The 16,042-nt window shown below is 33.3% G+C and carries 13 protein-coding genes; 1 reads left to right on the top strand and 12 read right to left on the bottom strand.

Features of this window, described 5'->3' with window-relative positions; translation table 11 throughout:
• The 6 genes from GBO31_RS08455 to GBO31_RS08430 all read right to left on the bottom strand — a co-directional run.
• Positions 1 to 88 (bottom strand): CPXCG motif-containing cysteine-rich protein (locus tag GBO31_RS08455; protein ID WP_219007900.1); only part of this gene is annotated, 88 nt, incomplete at its 3' end.
• Between the two features lie 47 nt (positions 89 to 135).
• Positions 136 to 1,506, bottom strand: coding sequence for a TolC family protein (locus GBO31_RS08450; protein WP_246615809.1), 1,371 nt, complete (start codon positions 1,504 to 1,506; stop codon positions 136 to 138).
• A complete protein-coding gene (locus GBO31_RS08445) occupies positions 1,478 to 4,702 on the bottom strand; it encodes an efflux RND transporter permease subunit (RefSeq protein ID WP_219007890.1) in 3,225 nt (1,074 codons plus the stop codon). Before GBO31_RS08445 ends, GBO31_RS08450 begins: the two co-directional genes overlap by 29 nt.
• A gap of 2 nt (positions 4,703 to 4,704) precedes the next feature.
• Positions 4,705 to 5,871, bottom strand: a complete 1,167-nt coding sequence (locus tag GBO31_RS08440) for an efflux RND transporter periplasmic adaptor subunit (RefSeq protein ID WP_219007889.1) — start codon at positions 5,869 to 5,871, stop codon at positions 4,705 to 4,707.
• A gap of 166 nt (positions 5,872 to 6,037) precedes the next feature.
• Positions 6,038 to 6,493 (bottom strand): MarR family winged helix-turn-helix transcriptional regulator, encoded by a 456-nt coding sequence (locus GBO31_RS08435; protein WP_219007888.1) that lies wholly within the window; start codon positions 6,491 to 6,493, stop codon positions 6,038 to 6,040.
• 224 nt (positions 6,494 to 6,717) lie between these two features.
• On the bottom strand, positions 6,718 to 8,634 hold the full coding sequence (locus tag GBO31_RS08430; RefSeq protein ID WP_219007887.1) for an ABC-F family ATP-binding cassette domain-containing protein: 1,917 nt from the start codon (positions 8,632 to 8,634) through the stop codon (positions 6,718 to 6,720).
• A gap of 56 nt (positions 8,635 to 8,690) precedes the next feature.
• Between GBO31_RS08430 and GBO31_RS08425 the strand changes: the two genes are divergently transcribed.
• Entirely contained in the window at positions 8,691 to 9,077 is a 387-nt protein-coding gene (locus GBO31_RS08425) for a DUF983 domain-containing protein (protein WP_219007886.1), read from the top strand.
• On the opposite strand, the gene GBO31_RS08420 is transcribed toward GBO31_RS08425, so the two are convergent.
• The 6 genes from GBO31_RS08420 to GBO31_RS08395 all read right to left on the bottom strand — a co-directional run bounded on the left by GBO31_RS08420 (position 9,074) and on the right by GBO31_RS08395 (position 16,041).
• Positions 9,074 to 10,111: an NAD(P)/FAD-dependent oxidoreductase gene (locus GBO31_RS08420; RefSeq protein WP_219007885.1), complete on the bottom strand. Its 1,038-nt coding sequence runs from the start codon at positions 10,109 to 10,111 to the stop codon at positions 9,074 to 9,076. The two genes, GBO31_RS08425 and GBO31_RS08420, sit on opposite strands and share 4 nt — an antisense overlap.
• Before the next feature lie 67 nt (positions 10,112 to 10,178).
• Complete coding sequence (gldN, locus tag GBO31_RS08415) at positions 10,179 to 11,069, bottom strand: gliding motility protein GldN (RefSeq protein WP_219007884.1); 891 nt, start codon at positions 11,067 to 11,069, stop codon at positions 10,179 to 10,181.
• Between the two features lie 16 nt (positions 11,070 to 11,085).
• Positions 11,086 to 12,633 carry a gliding motility protein GldM gene (gene gldM / locus GBO31_RS08410; RefSeq protein WP_219007883.1) on the bottom strand — a complete coding sequence of 516 codons (1,548 nt, stop codon included), beginning with the start codon at positions 12,631 to 12,633 and terminating at the stop codon, positions 11,086 to 11,088.
• Between the two features lie 49 nt (positions 12,634 to 12,682).
• Positions 12,683 to 13,309 carry a gliding motility protein GldL gene (gldL, locus tag GBO31_RS08405; RefSeq protein WP_219007882.1) on the bottom strand — a complete coding sequence of 209 codons (627 nt, stop codon included), beginning with the start codon at positions 13,307 to 13,309 and terminating at the stop codon, positions 12,683 to 12,685.
• 90 nt (positions 13,310 to 13,399) lie between these two features.
• Complete coding sequence (gldK, locus tag GBO31_RS08400; RefSeq protein ID WP_219007881.1) at positions 13,400 to 14,767, bottom strand: gliding motility lipoprotein GldK; 1,368 nt, start codon at positions 14,765 to 14,767, stop codon at positions 13,400 to 13,402.
• 110 nt (positions 14,768 to 14,877) lie between these two features.
• Positions 14,878 to 16,041 (bottom strand): formimidoylglutamase, encoded by a 1,164-nt coding sequence (locus GBO31_RS08395; RefSeq protein ID WP_219007880.1) that lies wholly within the window; start codon positions 16,039 to 16,041, stop codon positions 14,878 to 14,880.
• Between the last annotated feature and the right edge of the window lies 1 nt (position 16,042).

Raw genomic sequence — 16,042 nt, 5'->3', positions numbered from 1 at the left:
CCACATATACCTGATAGGATATGGAAGGGTCTAATAACATAGATATTTCTTCCCAGCAGTAGGGACATTGAAAAAAATGTTCAAACATACTTTACTATATCTGTTTGATTTTTTGATTCCAAACTTGTTCTATTTTTAAAATTCAATATTAAGTAGTTGTCCTGTAAGCTGGAGCAATTGTAATTCTGCCAGCTTTGCATCGTACTTAGCTAGTGTTTTATTAGTTTGAGCTTGAATCAAATTAATTTGCGCTTGACGAAACTCTATCGAGGTGATCTGACCGAGCTTAAACCGTTCTTTAGAACGTTCAAAATTGTTTTGATTGGTCACCACATTTTGTTGTTGTATTTCGTATACTTTTAAACGGTTTTCATAATTCCCTAAAGCATTTGCGATATCTCTTTTAACTTGTTGTTCTACTTGCAACTTGGCTAACTCCTGATTATCCAATGCTATTTTTGCATTTTTTACTCTGGTGATTGTTCCTCCGCCATCAAATAAATTCCAACTTAGAGTAACACCTCCGGATAATGTATACGTATCGGCAACATTTCCTGGAAAGAATGCAGATGGAGGATTCCGATTTTCATTCCATCCATATGATCCGTTAAGCCCTACAGTTGGTAAATAACCAGATTTACTGACCTTTATGTCATAATCACTAATACGTATGTTACTTTCATTTTGTAATAAAGTAACATTATTATCAGAAGATTTCTCTATATAACTATCAATTTCTAATCTAGAAATAAAGTTAATAATAGTGTCTACTGTAAACTGTTTTTCTAATTCATTATCCACAATCACATTCAGATCACGTTTAGTATTGATCAATTGCTGTCTAGTATTAATCAAATTAATACTATCATTTGCTACATCTACTTCAGCATTTAACACATTTAGTTTGGTGTTTTGTCCATACTCGAATTGGTAGTTAGATCTAGTGACCCGTTCTTTAGATATACGTAATGTTTCTTCCAGAATTTGGGTGTTTTCGGTTAATCTAGCCACTTCGTAATACACGGTAAATAATTGCAGCAAGGTATTTTCGATCGTTTCTCGAGCTTGTAATTCGGTAAGATTGTATTGTTCCTTTAATCTTTTATAGTTGTAGTATCTTCCTAACCCATCAAACAAGGTATAATTAAGATTTAGAGAAGCATTATAACGTTGTGTTTCCGCGCCTTCAATCTCGATATCTGGTCTTGGCAAACCTGTGTTTGGATCTACAGCTCCTTGAAACGAAGTATTCGAACTTGCTTCTTGATATGTTGCTCCAGTATTTCCTGTAAGTGATGGCAGGTATCCCGAATTTAAAATTCCCTTATTATTTTTAGCTGTTTCAATATTATTTGTAGCTATAAGAATTCCGTAATTATTTTCTAAGGTTAATCGTATAGCTTCTTGTTTTGTTAGTTTTTGACCAACAACAGTACCATTAACTATAAATAACAACAAGATGAATGTAATTAGGGATCTATGCTTGTAATTCATATTGCTCTTCATGTTCCTCTTTTTGTTCTTTGATAGCTCGTTCTACTTCTTCTTTGGTTATTTTATTACCTGTTGCTAACCATTTTGTGCTTACTTTAATGGTATTACTAAATGATAAAAATAATGGCAATACTAATAGTGTAAGTACTGTGGCGAATCCAATTCCGTATGCGATTGAAATTGCCATTGGTATTAAAAATTTAGCTTGTCTACTTTCTTCAAAAATTAATGGTGCTAATCCTGCTATGGTGGTTAGTGAAGTTAAAAAGATCGCTCTAAAACGGGATTTCCCGGCTTCGAAGATTGCATGATCAAAGGTCATTCCTGATCTAAGATTACTATTAAACTTACCAATAAGAACCAATCCATCATTGACCATAATTCCAATAAGTGCAATGATTCCTAGTAAGGATAATATATTGATTGGAAATCCATGTATCCAATGACCAAAAGCCACAGCAGGAAGACTTAATGGGATCAATAATAGCAATAATAGTGGCTGACTATAACTTCTAAACGTAAAGGCAATAGTGATATAGATCAATGCCAATGCAGTTAAGCCAACGGGTCCTAATGATCCTAAAAACTTACCAGCTTCTCTATTCTGTCCTTCATAAGATGGTGTAACTGTTGGATATTTTGCAATAATTTCTGGCATAATTTCGGATCGAATTTCTTCTAACACATCAGTAGCACTGGTAGTTTCAGGATCTTTTATATCCGCAGAAATCTGCACTTCACGTCTTCCATCTAAATGATTTACGGCAACATCTCCTCTTTCGATTGAATAATTTACAATTTCATTCACAGGCACTCTTTCTCCCGAAGGTGTAGAAATTCGCATATTATCCAGATCTAAGATGGAAGATCTGTTTTCTCTATCATAACGTACCCAAACTCGTATTTCGTCCTGACCTCTCTGAAAACGTTGTGCTTGTACTCCAAAAAAACCACCTCTTACTTGAGCCATTACATCTCTAAGGTTTAGTCCTAATGCATATGCATTTTCTTTTAATTCCAGCTTTATTTCTTTAATTCCAGCAGGATCATTGTCTGCAACATCTTTAAGTCTTGAATCGTTTTCTAGTATTGTTTTAAACTCTTGTTTAGCAGCTTTTAGTTCTTTGATATTACTTCCTAAAAGTGATACTGAAACTGGACTACCTCCAAAATTACCTCCAGATCCAAAAATCAATCGTTCGGTTCCAAAAACAGGACCCACTTTTTCCCGAATGCGATTGGCCACCAATCCTGAATTTAAAATATTAGGTCGCTCTTCGCCTGGTAACATATTAATTCTAAGTGCCGCATTAGAAGACGAATTAATACTTCTTATAATATTTTCGAATAATTGTTTGCCTTCATATTCTTCACCTTTCAGAAACTCTTCACTTAATTCTTTATTGACAATCCAGGCTTTCTCTTCGATCATAGAAATAATCGAATCGGTAATTTTTTCATTGGTTCCATTCGGCATTCCCAAGTCTACAGAGATTACATCACTTGCAATACGAGGAAAGAATGATGTTCTTACAATTCCTCCTCCAATGCTTCCTCCAGTAAGGATGAGTATCACTAAAAAGAGAGAAAATGTAAAAATTTTATTCTTCAAAGAAAAGGCAAGTGCAGGCGTATAAATATTATCTCTGAGCCATCTCATAATTCTGTCTCCAAATTTATTTATGTCTCTCAACTTAGCGAATAAGTTTGCTATTCCTTTCTTTGATTTATTTTGTTCTCGCTTCAATGCTTTAGAATGAGCTAAGTGCGCTGGCAAAATAATCAATGCTTCTACCAAAGAAACGGTTAATGTTAATACTACAATTACAGATACTTCTCCGAAAAAGTCACCAATACGTCCATCTAAAAACAGAAAGATCCCAAATGCTAATATTGTGGTAATAATCGCAGATACAATTGGAGGTATCACCTCCATAGTTCCATCGATTGCCGCTTGAATTGGTGATTTTCCTTTTTCATAATGTTGGTATATATTTTCTGCAATAACAATTCCATCATCCACCAAAATACCAATTACAATAATCATCCCGAAAAGAGACAACACATTGATGGTTACATCAAAATACCCTGCAAACACAAACATTCCTAAAAATGCAATTGGTAATCCAAAAGCAACCCAAAATGCCAAACGGGTATTGAGAAATAGTGATAAAAATATAAGCACCAGAATCATTCCTATGATAGCATTTTCAGTAAGTAATTTGGTACGCTGAACTAATGTTATAGAACGATCACTGATTACATTTAGCTGAACATTATTATACTTTTCATTAAATTCTGCTATATATTCCTTTGTTTTTTCTGCTGAGGAAATTAAATCTTCTGTGTTAGTACTTGTGATTTGAATATTAACAGATAAATCTCCATTGAAATAGGATGCATTTGGTGACTCTGAAAAACGATCTCTAATTTCAGCTACATCTTTAAGTCTGATTGTTCTTCCTGAAGCTTCCGCTCTTATGACCAAATTTGCAAGTTCATTCGCATAGTAGGATCTATTATTTGCTCTGATAAGATATTCCTCTGCATTGGTTTTAATAGTACCTCCAGTAGTTAAAATATTAGCTTGACTTACTGCTTGGGCTACTTGATTAAAGCTCAATTGATATGCTAAAAGATTCGTTTCATTAACAGCGATTTCAATTTCTTCATCAGGATATCCACTAATATCGATCTGAGAGATTCCTTCAATAGCTCTAAGGTCATTCTCAATTTGTCGTGCAATCTGCTTTAAAGTACTTAATGGTATTTCATTACCACTAACTGCAAAATTTATAGTTTGTCTTATTGCTTCTTGCTTAGAAACAACAATAGGTTCCATTCCTGTGGGGAACGTTGGCACTCTATCTACAGCATTTTTAACTTCCAGTAGCATAAAATCGATATCTTTTCCTTTTTCGATTTCTACATTGATACTACCGCTATTTTCTCTTGAGGTAGAAGTTACTCGTTCTACTCCTGCTAATCCTTTGAGGTTATCTTCTATCTTAAGAATAATTCCTTCTTCAACCTCTAATGGAGATGCACCTGGATATACTACGCTAATACTAACATTTTTAGAATCCGTAAGTGGAAAGAAGGATGATTTAAGGGAAAGTGCACCAAAAATTCCAAATACTATAAAAGCAATCACTATCACATCTACTGCAACGTGATAACGAATAAAATAAGAAATAATCTTACGCATAATTACTGATTTGAATTGGCACTAATGATCTTATTACCTTTTGTTGCTGATGTATTTTTTTTGTCTTTATATACCTTTACCAACATTCCTGCATATGCTCCCGGAACCGGTTTATTCAATATAATATCACCATCTGGAACTCCTTTAAGAATAACTTTTTTATCAGAAAAATATATAGGTTGTACATCTATTACATCTAAAATACTATCTCTTACCACAAATACTCTATTATCTTGTTGTAATAAGTTTCGATCTATTTCAATAACATTTTCAGCTTTTCTTGCATTTAGGTTTGCTTCTAGATACATGCCTTCTTTTAGAGAAGGATCTTTTACTTCGATAAATGTTGTGATGGTCTGAGTTGCTTGATCCACACTACCGTTAATTCGGGTAACTATACCTTTGTAGTTTTTTGATTTATCAAGGTTGGAAAGTTCAACAGTTTCTCCAATTTTTAATAGATCTGAGTACTCAATACCTATTGCTACTTCTATTTCATACACACTAGTATCTACAAACTCTCCAAGTTTTTGTCCTTGTCTAATGAGCGTTCCTTCTGTAACTAATGCTTCGGTTAACACACCAGAAAACGGCGCCGAAATTGTATATTTAGACAAACGTTGTTCTAAATTTTTTACGTTATAATAGGTACTATAAATATTACGTCCTGTGATGAAATACTTTTCTTTATCCGAAGTAGCCTCAGGAAGTTCTGGTGTTACTTTATTGATATCAAAATTTGTGAGATAATTTTGCCACTTTTCATATATTTCTGGATAATCCAAACGCAAGTCTGGCATTATAGAAGTAATCAAATTATAAAGATTACTTTTAGCAGACTGCACCGATGCATAATACTCTGAAGCATCTATTCTGATTAATCTCTGCCCTTTCTGATAAGGTTGCCCTGTTTTGAAAAGCTTAGATCCTCCTCTAAAAACTCCTTGCACTTCAGAAAAAAGCTCTAATCTTCTCTTTGCAGTTAGATTACCATTAGCAGCTATCGTTATGGGTACAGTTCCATTTTTTACAGTATCCACAAAAACGGTTTTCACCACTTTAGCAGCTCTAGGTTTTATTTTGGTTTTACTATCAACAATCTTTATTGCAGCAAATACAGCAATAGCAATTAGAAGCAATCCGATGATAGAAAGTATTATATTCCTCATACACACTAAATTGTTTATGCTTTCGATACAGAAAGCTGCACAAAACTATCAACAACAAACTTGGGTTCCAGTTAAAAAACTCATAAAATAAATTTCCTATACGGAATCAAAAAAGGCATCTATATTTTAGATGCCTTTTTTTATATTTTTTTATGATAATTTTTTCTTAATCTGCTATTTCAGCTATTTTGGCTTTCACTTTTTTAAGTGTTTTAATCAAGTTTTCAATTTCTTCTTCGCTAAGACTCTCTTGAACAGCTGGAATCAGATCGTACATAATAGGGGTTACTTTTTCTATTACGTCCTTGCCATGAGCAGTAAGAAAAATTCGATTTACTCGTCTATCATTTTCATCACTCTTTCTTATCACAAGATCCTTACTTTCCATAGTATTTACCAATCTAGTCATGGATGTCTTATCACGATGAGTAATAAAAGCCAAATCATTTTGTGATTGCCCATCATTTACTTTCAAACGTTTCAAAACACTCCACTGTTCCTTTGATAAATCCAATCCATTTTCACTAAATGCTTTCTGAACTAAAAATCCAAAATCATAATGAATTTTTCCAATCCATGATAACGCGTGTGCATTTAAATCGATTGCTTTGGTATCATTCATACATTGTATAATTTAATTTACGGTACAAAAATATCTATAAATATTCACTTGTACCCGATACTAACGATAAAATTCGTTCGGAAGTATATGCTGTTTTTAGCCTTAACATTAAGGTAACACACTCAAATTCAAGTATGTTCAAAAAAAGAATAATTCCAATATAAGAATGATAAATTAAGGTTCTATTTCTTACTATTTTTTGAAATTTATCTACAAAGTTAATTCTATGCTAAAGAATCAATTTCTTCTTGTAATATCTCCCAATTGTCCATCAAAGAAGCTAATTCTTCTTTTTTTGCTTGATATTTATCAAAAAAGCCTGGTTCTGCAATTGTTTGATCATAGTTAATCGCTAACTCTAGGTCTATTTCTTTGATCTCTTTTTCAATCTTATTAATCTTAGATTCAATATTACTCAACCTATTATTAAGAGACTTTAGTTTTTTCTGATTTTCATAGGACTGCTTAGCGGTTTCTTTAGAATCCGAAACAGTTTTTGATTGTTTCTCTTTCTTTTCGATATCTCTAAGGTCATCTACTCTTCTTTGTTCTAGATAATAATCAATATCTCCTAAATATTCTTTAATCTGTTTGTTTCTAAACTCATATACGGTATTCGTCAATCCTTGTAAGAAGTCTCTATCGTGAGATACTAAAATCAAAGTTCCTTCAAAACTTTTTAGTGCTTCCTTTAAAATATTTTTGGATTTGATATCTAAATGATTCGTTGGCTCATCCATTACCAACACATTAAAAGGCTCTAATAACATTTTGCATAATGCTAATCGATTTCGTTCACCACCAGAAAGTACTTTTACCTTCTTTTCTACTTCATCACCTCTAAACAAAAATGCTCCCAGCATATCTCGTACTTTACTACGTGTTTTTTCATTTGCTGCATTGATCATCGTATCATGTATGGTTAACTCTCCATCAAGATATTCGGATTGATTTTGTGCAAAATATCCTATTTGTACATTATGACCTAGTTTTAGATGACCTGAATGTGATATTTCATTGATGATAATTTTGGCTAAGGTAGATTTTCCTTGTCCATTCTGTCCAACAAAAGCAGTTTTTGATCCACGTTCAACCAATAAGTCTATATCTTTTAAAATTTCCTTTTCTCCATAATTTTTGCCTACATTTTCAGCTTCTATTACTACTTTACCAGGTTGAACACTTACTGGAAAACTAATATTCATAACTGCATTATCATCTTCATCTACTTCAATACGCTCTACTTTATCTAATTTTTTAATTAAAGATTGTGCCATGGAAGCTTTTGTAGCTTTTGCCCTAAACTTTTCAATTAATTTTTCAGTTTGCTCAATCTGTTTGGATTGATTTTTCTGAGCTGCAAGTTGCTGTTCTCTGATTTCTTTTCTTAATACAAGATATTTAGAATATGGTTTATTATAATCATAGATACGTCCCAATGAGATCTCAATGGTTCTGTTAGTAACATTATCCAAAAACATTTTATCATGTGAAACGATTACCACAACTCCAGCATAATTCTTTAAAAAGTTTTCTAACCAAATAATAGATTCAATATCTAAATGGTTCGTAGGCTCATCCAGTAATAGAATGTCATTATTTTGAAGTAATAATTTTGCCAATTCGATCCTCATACGCCAACCTCCTGAAAAAGTATCAGTAAGTTTATCAAAATCCTCTCTAACAAATCCTAAACCTTGTAAAACTCTTTCTGTTTCTCCTTGATAATTATACCCTCCAAGAATCTCGTATTGATGTGTAAAATCGCTTAAATCGGTTATTAACTGATTATAGCTTTCACTTTCATAATCTGTACGCTCTGCAAGCTGAGCATTGATTCTATCAATATCTCTTTCTATTTTTTTTATTTCAGTAAAAGCCTCGTAGGATTCTTCTAAAACAGTTCTACCTAGTACAAAGTCGATATCTTGCTTTAAAAAACCTATTTTAACCTCTTTATCCATAGCAATTTGACCCGAATCGGGCTCTTGCTCTTTAGAGAGAATTTTAAGCATTGTTGATTTTCCTGCTCCATTTTTCCCAACAAGTCCAACTCGGTCTCCTGCGTTTAATCTAAATGCTATTTCTTCGAAAAGATATTCTCCTCCAAACGAAATAGAAAGGTTGTGTATGTTTAACATCAGCTTTAGAATATTTTGTGCAAAGATGACTAATTTTGTAATAGAATAAAAGTACTATGAGCTTCTTAAAAGGAACCAAAATATACAGCATCTTTACAGGTACTTGTCCTGTATGTCAAAACGAAAGTATGTATAAGGAACAAAATCCTTATAAATTAGGAAAGATATTTCAGATGCATGAGCGATGTAGTCATTGTAACACCAAATATAAGATTGAGCCTTCTTTTTTTTATGGTGCTATGTATGTGAGTTATGGTGTTGGTATTGCATTTGCCGTTGCAGCTTTTGTAATTGGAAATCTTTTGCTAAAATTTAATTTATTGCAAAGTTTTTTCATCATAGTCGGCACACTAATCGTATTTTTTCCAGTTATTCTAAGATTATCCCGAAACATTTGGATCAATCTCTTTATGCATTATGGAAAAAAGAAAACTACATCTTAATCGTATCTTTTTAGATCGATCTCGTTTTTCAGAGGAATATTATTAACGATATGATTATATAATTCTTGTGCTACGTAAGGCCCAATTAATATACCTCTACTACCAAACCCGTTAAGTATATGTAGATTTTTATAATCATGATGCGTTCCAACAAATGGTCTTCTATCTCTTGTAGTCGGTCTTATTCCTGCTACTTGATCAATTACTTCATATCCCACTTTAAGAAAACGATTTAATTTGTCCTTCAATTCTTCCTTTGCGTGCGCTGTAGTATTGGGAGTTTTATCTTCTCTATTATAAGTAGCGCCTACTTTATATACATCATCTCCTAAAGGAATAATAAAAACGGATGACTTTACTGCCTCTTTTAGATTTAAATCTTTGGATTTAATAATAATATATTCTCCTTTATTCCCTTGCAATGGCAAATAATTAAAGAAAGGGTTATTTCTTACTCCATAGCCTTCACAAAAGATAATATTTTTAGCCTTTATCTCATTATATTGAACATAATCTTCTTGAATATCCAATTCATCGTACAAGAAAGATTCATGTTGTAATCTATCCATATTATCAATATAATTAAGATAAGAAGACAGCATTTTTTTAACCTGAATTTTTCCGGTATGTCTTACTTTTCCATAATGAAATGGAATATCCAATGCCTTATTTTCATTTCTAACTAAATCTGAAGAAAGGAATTTATTCAAAATAGGTTTATCACAAGCTGTAAACCAGAGGTTTTGCTCCTCGATAGTATTGAATCTTCTGAGTATCGGAAGCTCAGTAATAAATGAATCATTAAGTTTTTTTTGGATATTTTCATATACCGAAATTGCTAGTTCTAATTGTTCAGCTGCCAACCATGCAGGTGTAAATCTYTTAAGAATTATAGGATTATATAAACCTCCAGCAACTCTAGAAGATTGTTCGGTGTTGTTTTCAWAAACGACATACGATTTTTGCTTTCTATCTAATATCTCAGCAAAAGAGAGTCCCGCTAATCCAAAACCAACTATTATAAAATCTACCATAAGTAAAAATAACAAAACGCCCAACAATAAGTTGGGCGTTCCAGTATTATATTAGAAACATTAGAGTTTAGTAACTCCACATATCCATTTCGAAATTTCTGATACTTTCTTTAATTCGTTCACTTTCCAATAACTGCATCAAAGCATTATCAATGATATACTCATTAACCTCTCGGTCACCTTGAATGTTATCTTCTTTATATATGACAGAACTAAATCTTCTTGCATTTAGAATATGATCGTATGTAAAAGGCATCGAAGTATTTTTCCTATTAAATGCTTTTGCTTTATGCAATATTTCTCTTACATCTGGATACCAAACCCAGAACAATGGAACCATGTCCGGCTCATCATCATTCAAGAAATTCACATCCGGAGCAACTGGGGCGATTCCTAATAAACGGTATCTTAATTCTCCTTGACGCTTATCAAAGTACCAATAACCTCTGATTTTATATTCTGAGATATCGGCAGCACCAATAGTAGTTACCTCTATATACTGAGGATCTACTGGTTCTCCAGCATTATATTGCTCATATCCTAAATCAAGTGTATCAATTTTAGATAGCGTACCATCTAAATCACTTAATGTACGTGTTTCTGTAAAATATGAATCTGCGTAAATCTTTTTAATTGTTCCGTTTTTTACATTGGCCAATAAGATATCGTACAATGCACGTCTATCTGAACCAATATTTACAGTATCAATTGGGTAATATAATGGGAAATTGATACGCTCATCAAGATCTATAGTTTCCCAAGTAGTCTTTGCCCATAACACATCACGCTCATCAACATAACCATACTCTAATGGAAGGTCATTATCCAACTGAATTTGCTCGATCGTTTTCTTCCCTATATCTTCGGGACTATCAGCATTCAAAATGTTAGCCTGACCAAACGAGAGTACCGTCACGWATAGGCTAAAAACGGTTAATAACAAATTTTTCAAATTCATAATTATAAATTTATTTTTAGTTCGTTAGCTCAATAATCACAGGAGATATTTTCTTTAATTTATATCCTTTATTCGTTTTTAACTGAGCTTTGATATCCATTACCTGAACTGTAGATCCTCTTTTCGCTTTCTTCAATGCTGATTTCGCTCTAGAATCTAATCTACGACCTCTAACATTAATTGTTGGTTGTCCACTTACTTTAAACTTAAAACTAGTAACGTCTAACTTAATGTCGAAGTCAAAGTCTGGAAGTATCGCTCCGATAGATGCTTTTTGCATTCCACTCTTAGACATTTTAATACTACCGTCTTCTCCTCTAACAGTTCCAACTGGTCTAGGAATATCTTTTATTCTAAATTTCTTACTATCACTTACAGAACTACCATTTGGAAGCTTTCCACTTACCTTGATAGCAACTTCTCTTGATTTTATAGAAGTAACGTTCATTACATATTTACCTGCTCCACCAACTTTCTTAAGACCAGGTGCAGTTGCATTTACTGAAGGAACTCCTGGTATAGAGATTGTCATTGGATTTTGCACTCCTCTATATACCACATTCATTTTATCAGCAGAAATAACCGCAGAATTTGGTTTAGGAATTACAGCATATGTACTAGCAATTTTGATAGGAATAATAGAATCTCCTTCTTTAAACTCTAATACACCATCAATTTTTCTCTCTCCAACATTACCTGCTGGGAAATCTAGCATAATTTGTCCGTTCTGAACTTCAGTTTGCTCTTTACCGTTAACCATTACTTTAGTTGGTTTTAAAGTAGCATCAAAACGTCCTAAAACGATACGCCCTTTAAACTTCTCTCCACTAAAGAATGCAGTCTTGTCTGGAACAACTATTGCTTCATAATTACTAAATGAAAGTTCTGAAGCTTGCTGACCAGCTAATAAAGCAGATAAAACTTTACTTTCTGTAGTTTTAACATCAGCTTGCATTTGAGTAATTTTCGTCAAAGATGCAACCAATGGGAATCCTTCGAAATTATATTGCAGCCAATTTTTCTTAACTCCATCTCCATCTTTTACATCTTCTGTAGAAAAAGTTTTTTCCACATCATCAGCTACTACAGGTTCTACTTCCTTTACGGATCTAATAGCACTAGATACTCCGTCTCTATACTTCTTTACATTTTCAAGAAACTCATTAGCATCACCACTTAACACTCCTCCTTTAAAGAATTTTTCATCTAAAAAGTCTCCTTTATCCATAGTCTCATAGTCAGTAGGATCATCGGCTGATCCTAAAAGCTCACCTTTAACTTTATCCAAATAAGTGTTAAATTCATTTGACAAAGCACTAATTTGATCTGCTTTTTCTTTAAGTGGAGTATACTTTTCAGGTTGTTCTGATACCTTATCGGCTAGACCAGCCATAAAAGCTGTATTACGCTCAGTAGCAATTGTATTAGATGCTGTCAATTTCTCATTCATTAAACCGAAAGCAGATAATACTTCCTTCGACATATTTAATGCCATCATCGCAATGAATACCAAGTACATAAGATTAATCATCTTCTGCCTTGGTGATAATTTTCCTCCTGCCATATTTCTATATTTTGGTAGTTATATTTTTAAAATTATATTAAGTTAAATACTAGTTTCTATTCATAGCACTTAACATACCACCATATACTCCATTAAGAGAAGACAGATTGCTTGATAAACTCTTCATTTGCTCTTCCAAAGCTTTTGCATTATCCGCAATTGCCTGATTTGCTTCAGCTTGTTTAGCAGAAGATTCTAATTGAACTTTATACAAGCTATTTAAAGATTCAAGATGAGAAGCAGCAGTTGCCATTTCTTCACTATATTTCTTAGTTCCTTGAATAGCATCAACGCTTGGTGCAATACCTTTAGCTGCACCTTCGAAATTACGGATGCTTTCTCCAAGACTGTTCATTAAACTAGTATCTAATCTAGCTTCTTTTAACATCTCGTCTAATTTCTTAGATAATAATCCTTCTGGAGTTTCTTTTTCTTTTTTGTCTCTTTTARAACCACCAGCTAATTCTGGATATACTAAAGACCAATCTAATTCGTCATCTACTGGTTCAAATGCAGAAACTGTAAATACTAATGCTTCTGTAATAAGACCTATGATAAGCATTTCGTTACCAAAAGGCCAGTGCATAATTTTAAATAAAGCTCCAAGGATTACAACGGCCGCTCCTAGACCGTATACCATGTTCATTAATTTCTTGCTTGATTTTGAATTTGCCATAATAAATGTGTTTAGTTTTTTAAATTTTTTAAATATTAAATTAAAAAAGGGTTAGTAATTAGGGTTGATAGATAAATTTTGGGACTTATTCTAATTTCGGGTATTATCTTCTCCAGTAACGTCAGTACCCATATAATCCTGTACCGTTCTGAAACCGATATAACTTCTAGCTGAATCCGCGTATTCGTAATCTCGAGTACTTACCTGTAGGAAATAAGCAACATCTTTCCAAGATCCTCCACGTACAACTTTCCGTTTGTTCTGATCATCATTAACATTTGGGTTCATTGATGATACATATTCATAGGCTGCAGGATCATAAGAAGACTGCACCCACTCAGAAACATTTCCTGCCATATTATATAAGTTATAATCATTTGGCTCAAATGTTTTTGCTTCTACTGTATATAAGAAGTTATCTGCTGCATAATTACCTCTTAAAGGCTTAAAGTTAGCTAAGAAACAACCTCTATCATTTAGGGCATAAGGACCACCCCAAGGATATGTACCTGATTCCAGACCACCTCTAGCAGCATATTCCCATTCAGCTTCAGTTGGTAATCTAAAATAGTTTACAAATTCCTTATTTCTTTTCTTTTGGTATGAGTTTTTCTCAATAGTTCTCCAAGTACAAAACGCTTTCGCCTGCTCCCAAGAAACTCCCACAACTGGATAGTCATCATATGAACTGTGCCAGAAGTAATCATTGTGCATTGGTTCGTTATAAGAGTAATTGAAATCCTTAATCCAAACTGTAGTGTCAGGATATACTTCTATTACCGTTTCTTTTACGAAATCCTTTCTTCTTCCTTTCTTAGCACGAGCAGCAGCCTGGATATCCATCCAAGTAAATCTAAATTTAAAGTTTTGAACATCGAAAGTACGTCTACCATTATAAGATTCCTCTAATGGTATATATAATGAATCCATCACCTCTGTGTAAAATTCATCTGGATAATCTTCCGTATCCCACTCGATATCTATATCTTTATTAAGCTTACGACCTTCATAGCCTGTTTCTCCAGTACCACTATAGTTATCATAGACATACTTTTCATAAACAGACATATCTTCGGTATTAGCATCAAGAAATGCATATTCCCCAATACCATCATCACCAGGGGTTTTTCCCATTTCATCTGCCATGATTGCTAGCTTCATTCTAACCGTAGAATCACGTACCCAACGTACGAATTGTCTATACTCACTGTTAGTAACTTCAGTTTCGTCCATGTAGAAAGATCGAACGGTAACTGTCTTTGTCGGCGCGTTTGCAAGTGCCGCCTTATCATCATCAGATTTACCCATTATAAATGATCCTCCGGGGATGAGGGCCATTCCATAAGGTTTCTCTGGATGCCATTTTTTACCCTTTACTCCAACTAGTTCTCCGCGGTTTCCTCCACCACAACTGTATAGCATTGCTACAATAGCAAAGAGTGATACAAATTTCTTCATAACGTGTTTTAGGTTAAGATCTTCGAGATTTAAGGTGGTAAACCTATTTATTTATTTCCAGAAAAACAATTTTTTTCTAAAAAAAACCTTAATTCTCCCTAATAAAAATGTTAAACTTCGTTTTTTCGTTTTGCCTTATACCATCTTTCAGGTATTTCTTGATTACAAGCACGCTCATAATCGTTGTATGTGCAAGGTAATAACGTATGTCTTTTTAATTTATTATTCCCAGATGAAATAAATGGTATTTCTATCCACCATCTTTCAGTTTTTGGGCTCTTATAAAATGACAAAACTTCATCCTCTATAGGCACATTATAATGCAGCGTACTTGTTTTATTCTTGATATTCAGCTCATTGGACCTATAATTAACCCCTTCTACAAAATACCATAATATTTGTGCAATTAATAATGCTGTTGTTTCTTCGTGTTTAAAATTTTTAAATTCATACACTCCAAAACTTTTTACCTTATCACTTATACCTGCATATCGTGCGATAGCACAAATCTCTCTCCCATTAAAACCGTTGGGAGATGCATACTTATAATCAAGACATGTAGAACTCATTACGCCTAAATCAATAGCAACAATATCTGCATCCCTCATTATAGGTTCAACAATGGTAACATCTGATATCACTTCGCCCAACCTATATGCATCAAAGTATAATTTTTCGATCAGGTCTATTTCCTCTTGAGAATTAAAATATGTTTGATACCCTATATTACTATAGTTAAAAAGATTGTATGGTTGTTCTACAATTATTTTTCCAACAAAAGAATTATTTTTTATCGGCTGAGAAGTGTTCCCTAAATCAAACCTACTATCTACATTAACAAGATTGACCATTCTCTCCAGAATATCAAAAGCCCGATATTGACCATACACCAAATCCTGACTTCCTCCAATAATTAAGGGTATTACATTTTTCTGAAGAAGCATTCCCAGAATATCTTTCATTAAGAAATACGTATCACTAACCTCTTCTCCTGGAGTAATATCACCGAGATCTACGATTGTAGTATCCCAATTACCAGGAAAAAGTTCATAAAAAGAAGTTCTTATGGTATCGAAATGCAAACCTTCTCCAAGAAAGTCTATATCATTTCTGTTTTCTCGAACACCTATAATTGCAATATCAACTTTATCCAATTCAGGAACTCCATTTTCTGAAGTATGAATAGCAATTTGTTTACCTAAAGATTGATCTGGCAATAATGCCACATGTGCCGCAACAATATCACTTACTGGCGTAAGAAATTCTAAAGACATA

This window comes from Aquimarina litoralis, assembly GCF_019295435.1.
GTDB classification, from domain to species: Bacteria; Bacteroidota; Bacteroidia; order Flavobacteriales; family Flavobacteriaceae; genus Aquimarina; species Aquimarina litoralis_A.
This window is presented reverse-complemented; position numbering and strand designations above follow the sequence as displayed.

Coding starts and splice junctions, on each gene's coding strand:
- GBO31_RS08445 (WP_219007890.1), bottom strand. CDS start 4,702: ATGCGTAAGATTATTTCTTATTTTATTCGTTATCACGTTGCAGTAGAT.
- gldK (WP_219007881.1), bottom strand. CDS start 14,767: ATGAAGAAATTTGTATCACTCTTTGCTATTGTAGCAATGCTATACAGT.
- GBO31_RS08435 (WP_219007888.1), bottom strand. CDS start 6,493: ATGAATGATACCAAAGCAATCGATTTAAATGCACACGCGTTATCATGG.
- GBO31_RS08425 (WP_219007886.1), top strand. CDS start 8,691: ATGAGCTTCTTAAAAGGAACCAAAATATACAGCATCTTTACAGGTACT.
- GBO31_RS08440 (WP_219007889.1), bottom strand. CDS start 5,871: ATGAGGAATATAATACTTTCTATCATCGGATTGCTTCTAATTGCTATT.
- gldM (WP_219007883.1), bottom strand. CDS start 12,633: ATGGCAGGAGGAAAATTATCACCAAGGCAGAAGATGATTAATCTTATG.
- GBO31_RS08450 (WP_246615809.1), bottom strand. CDS start 1,506: ATGAAGAGCAATATGAATTACAAGCATAGATCCCTAATTACATTCATC.
- GBO31_RS08430 (WP_219007887.1), bottom strand. CDS start 8,634: ATGTTAAACATACACAACCTTTCTATTTCGTTTGGAGGAGAATATCTT.
- GBO31_RS08395 (WP_219007880.1), bottom strand. CDS start 16,041: ATGTCTTTAGAATTTCTTACGCCAGTAAGTGATATTGTTGCGGCACAT.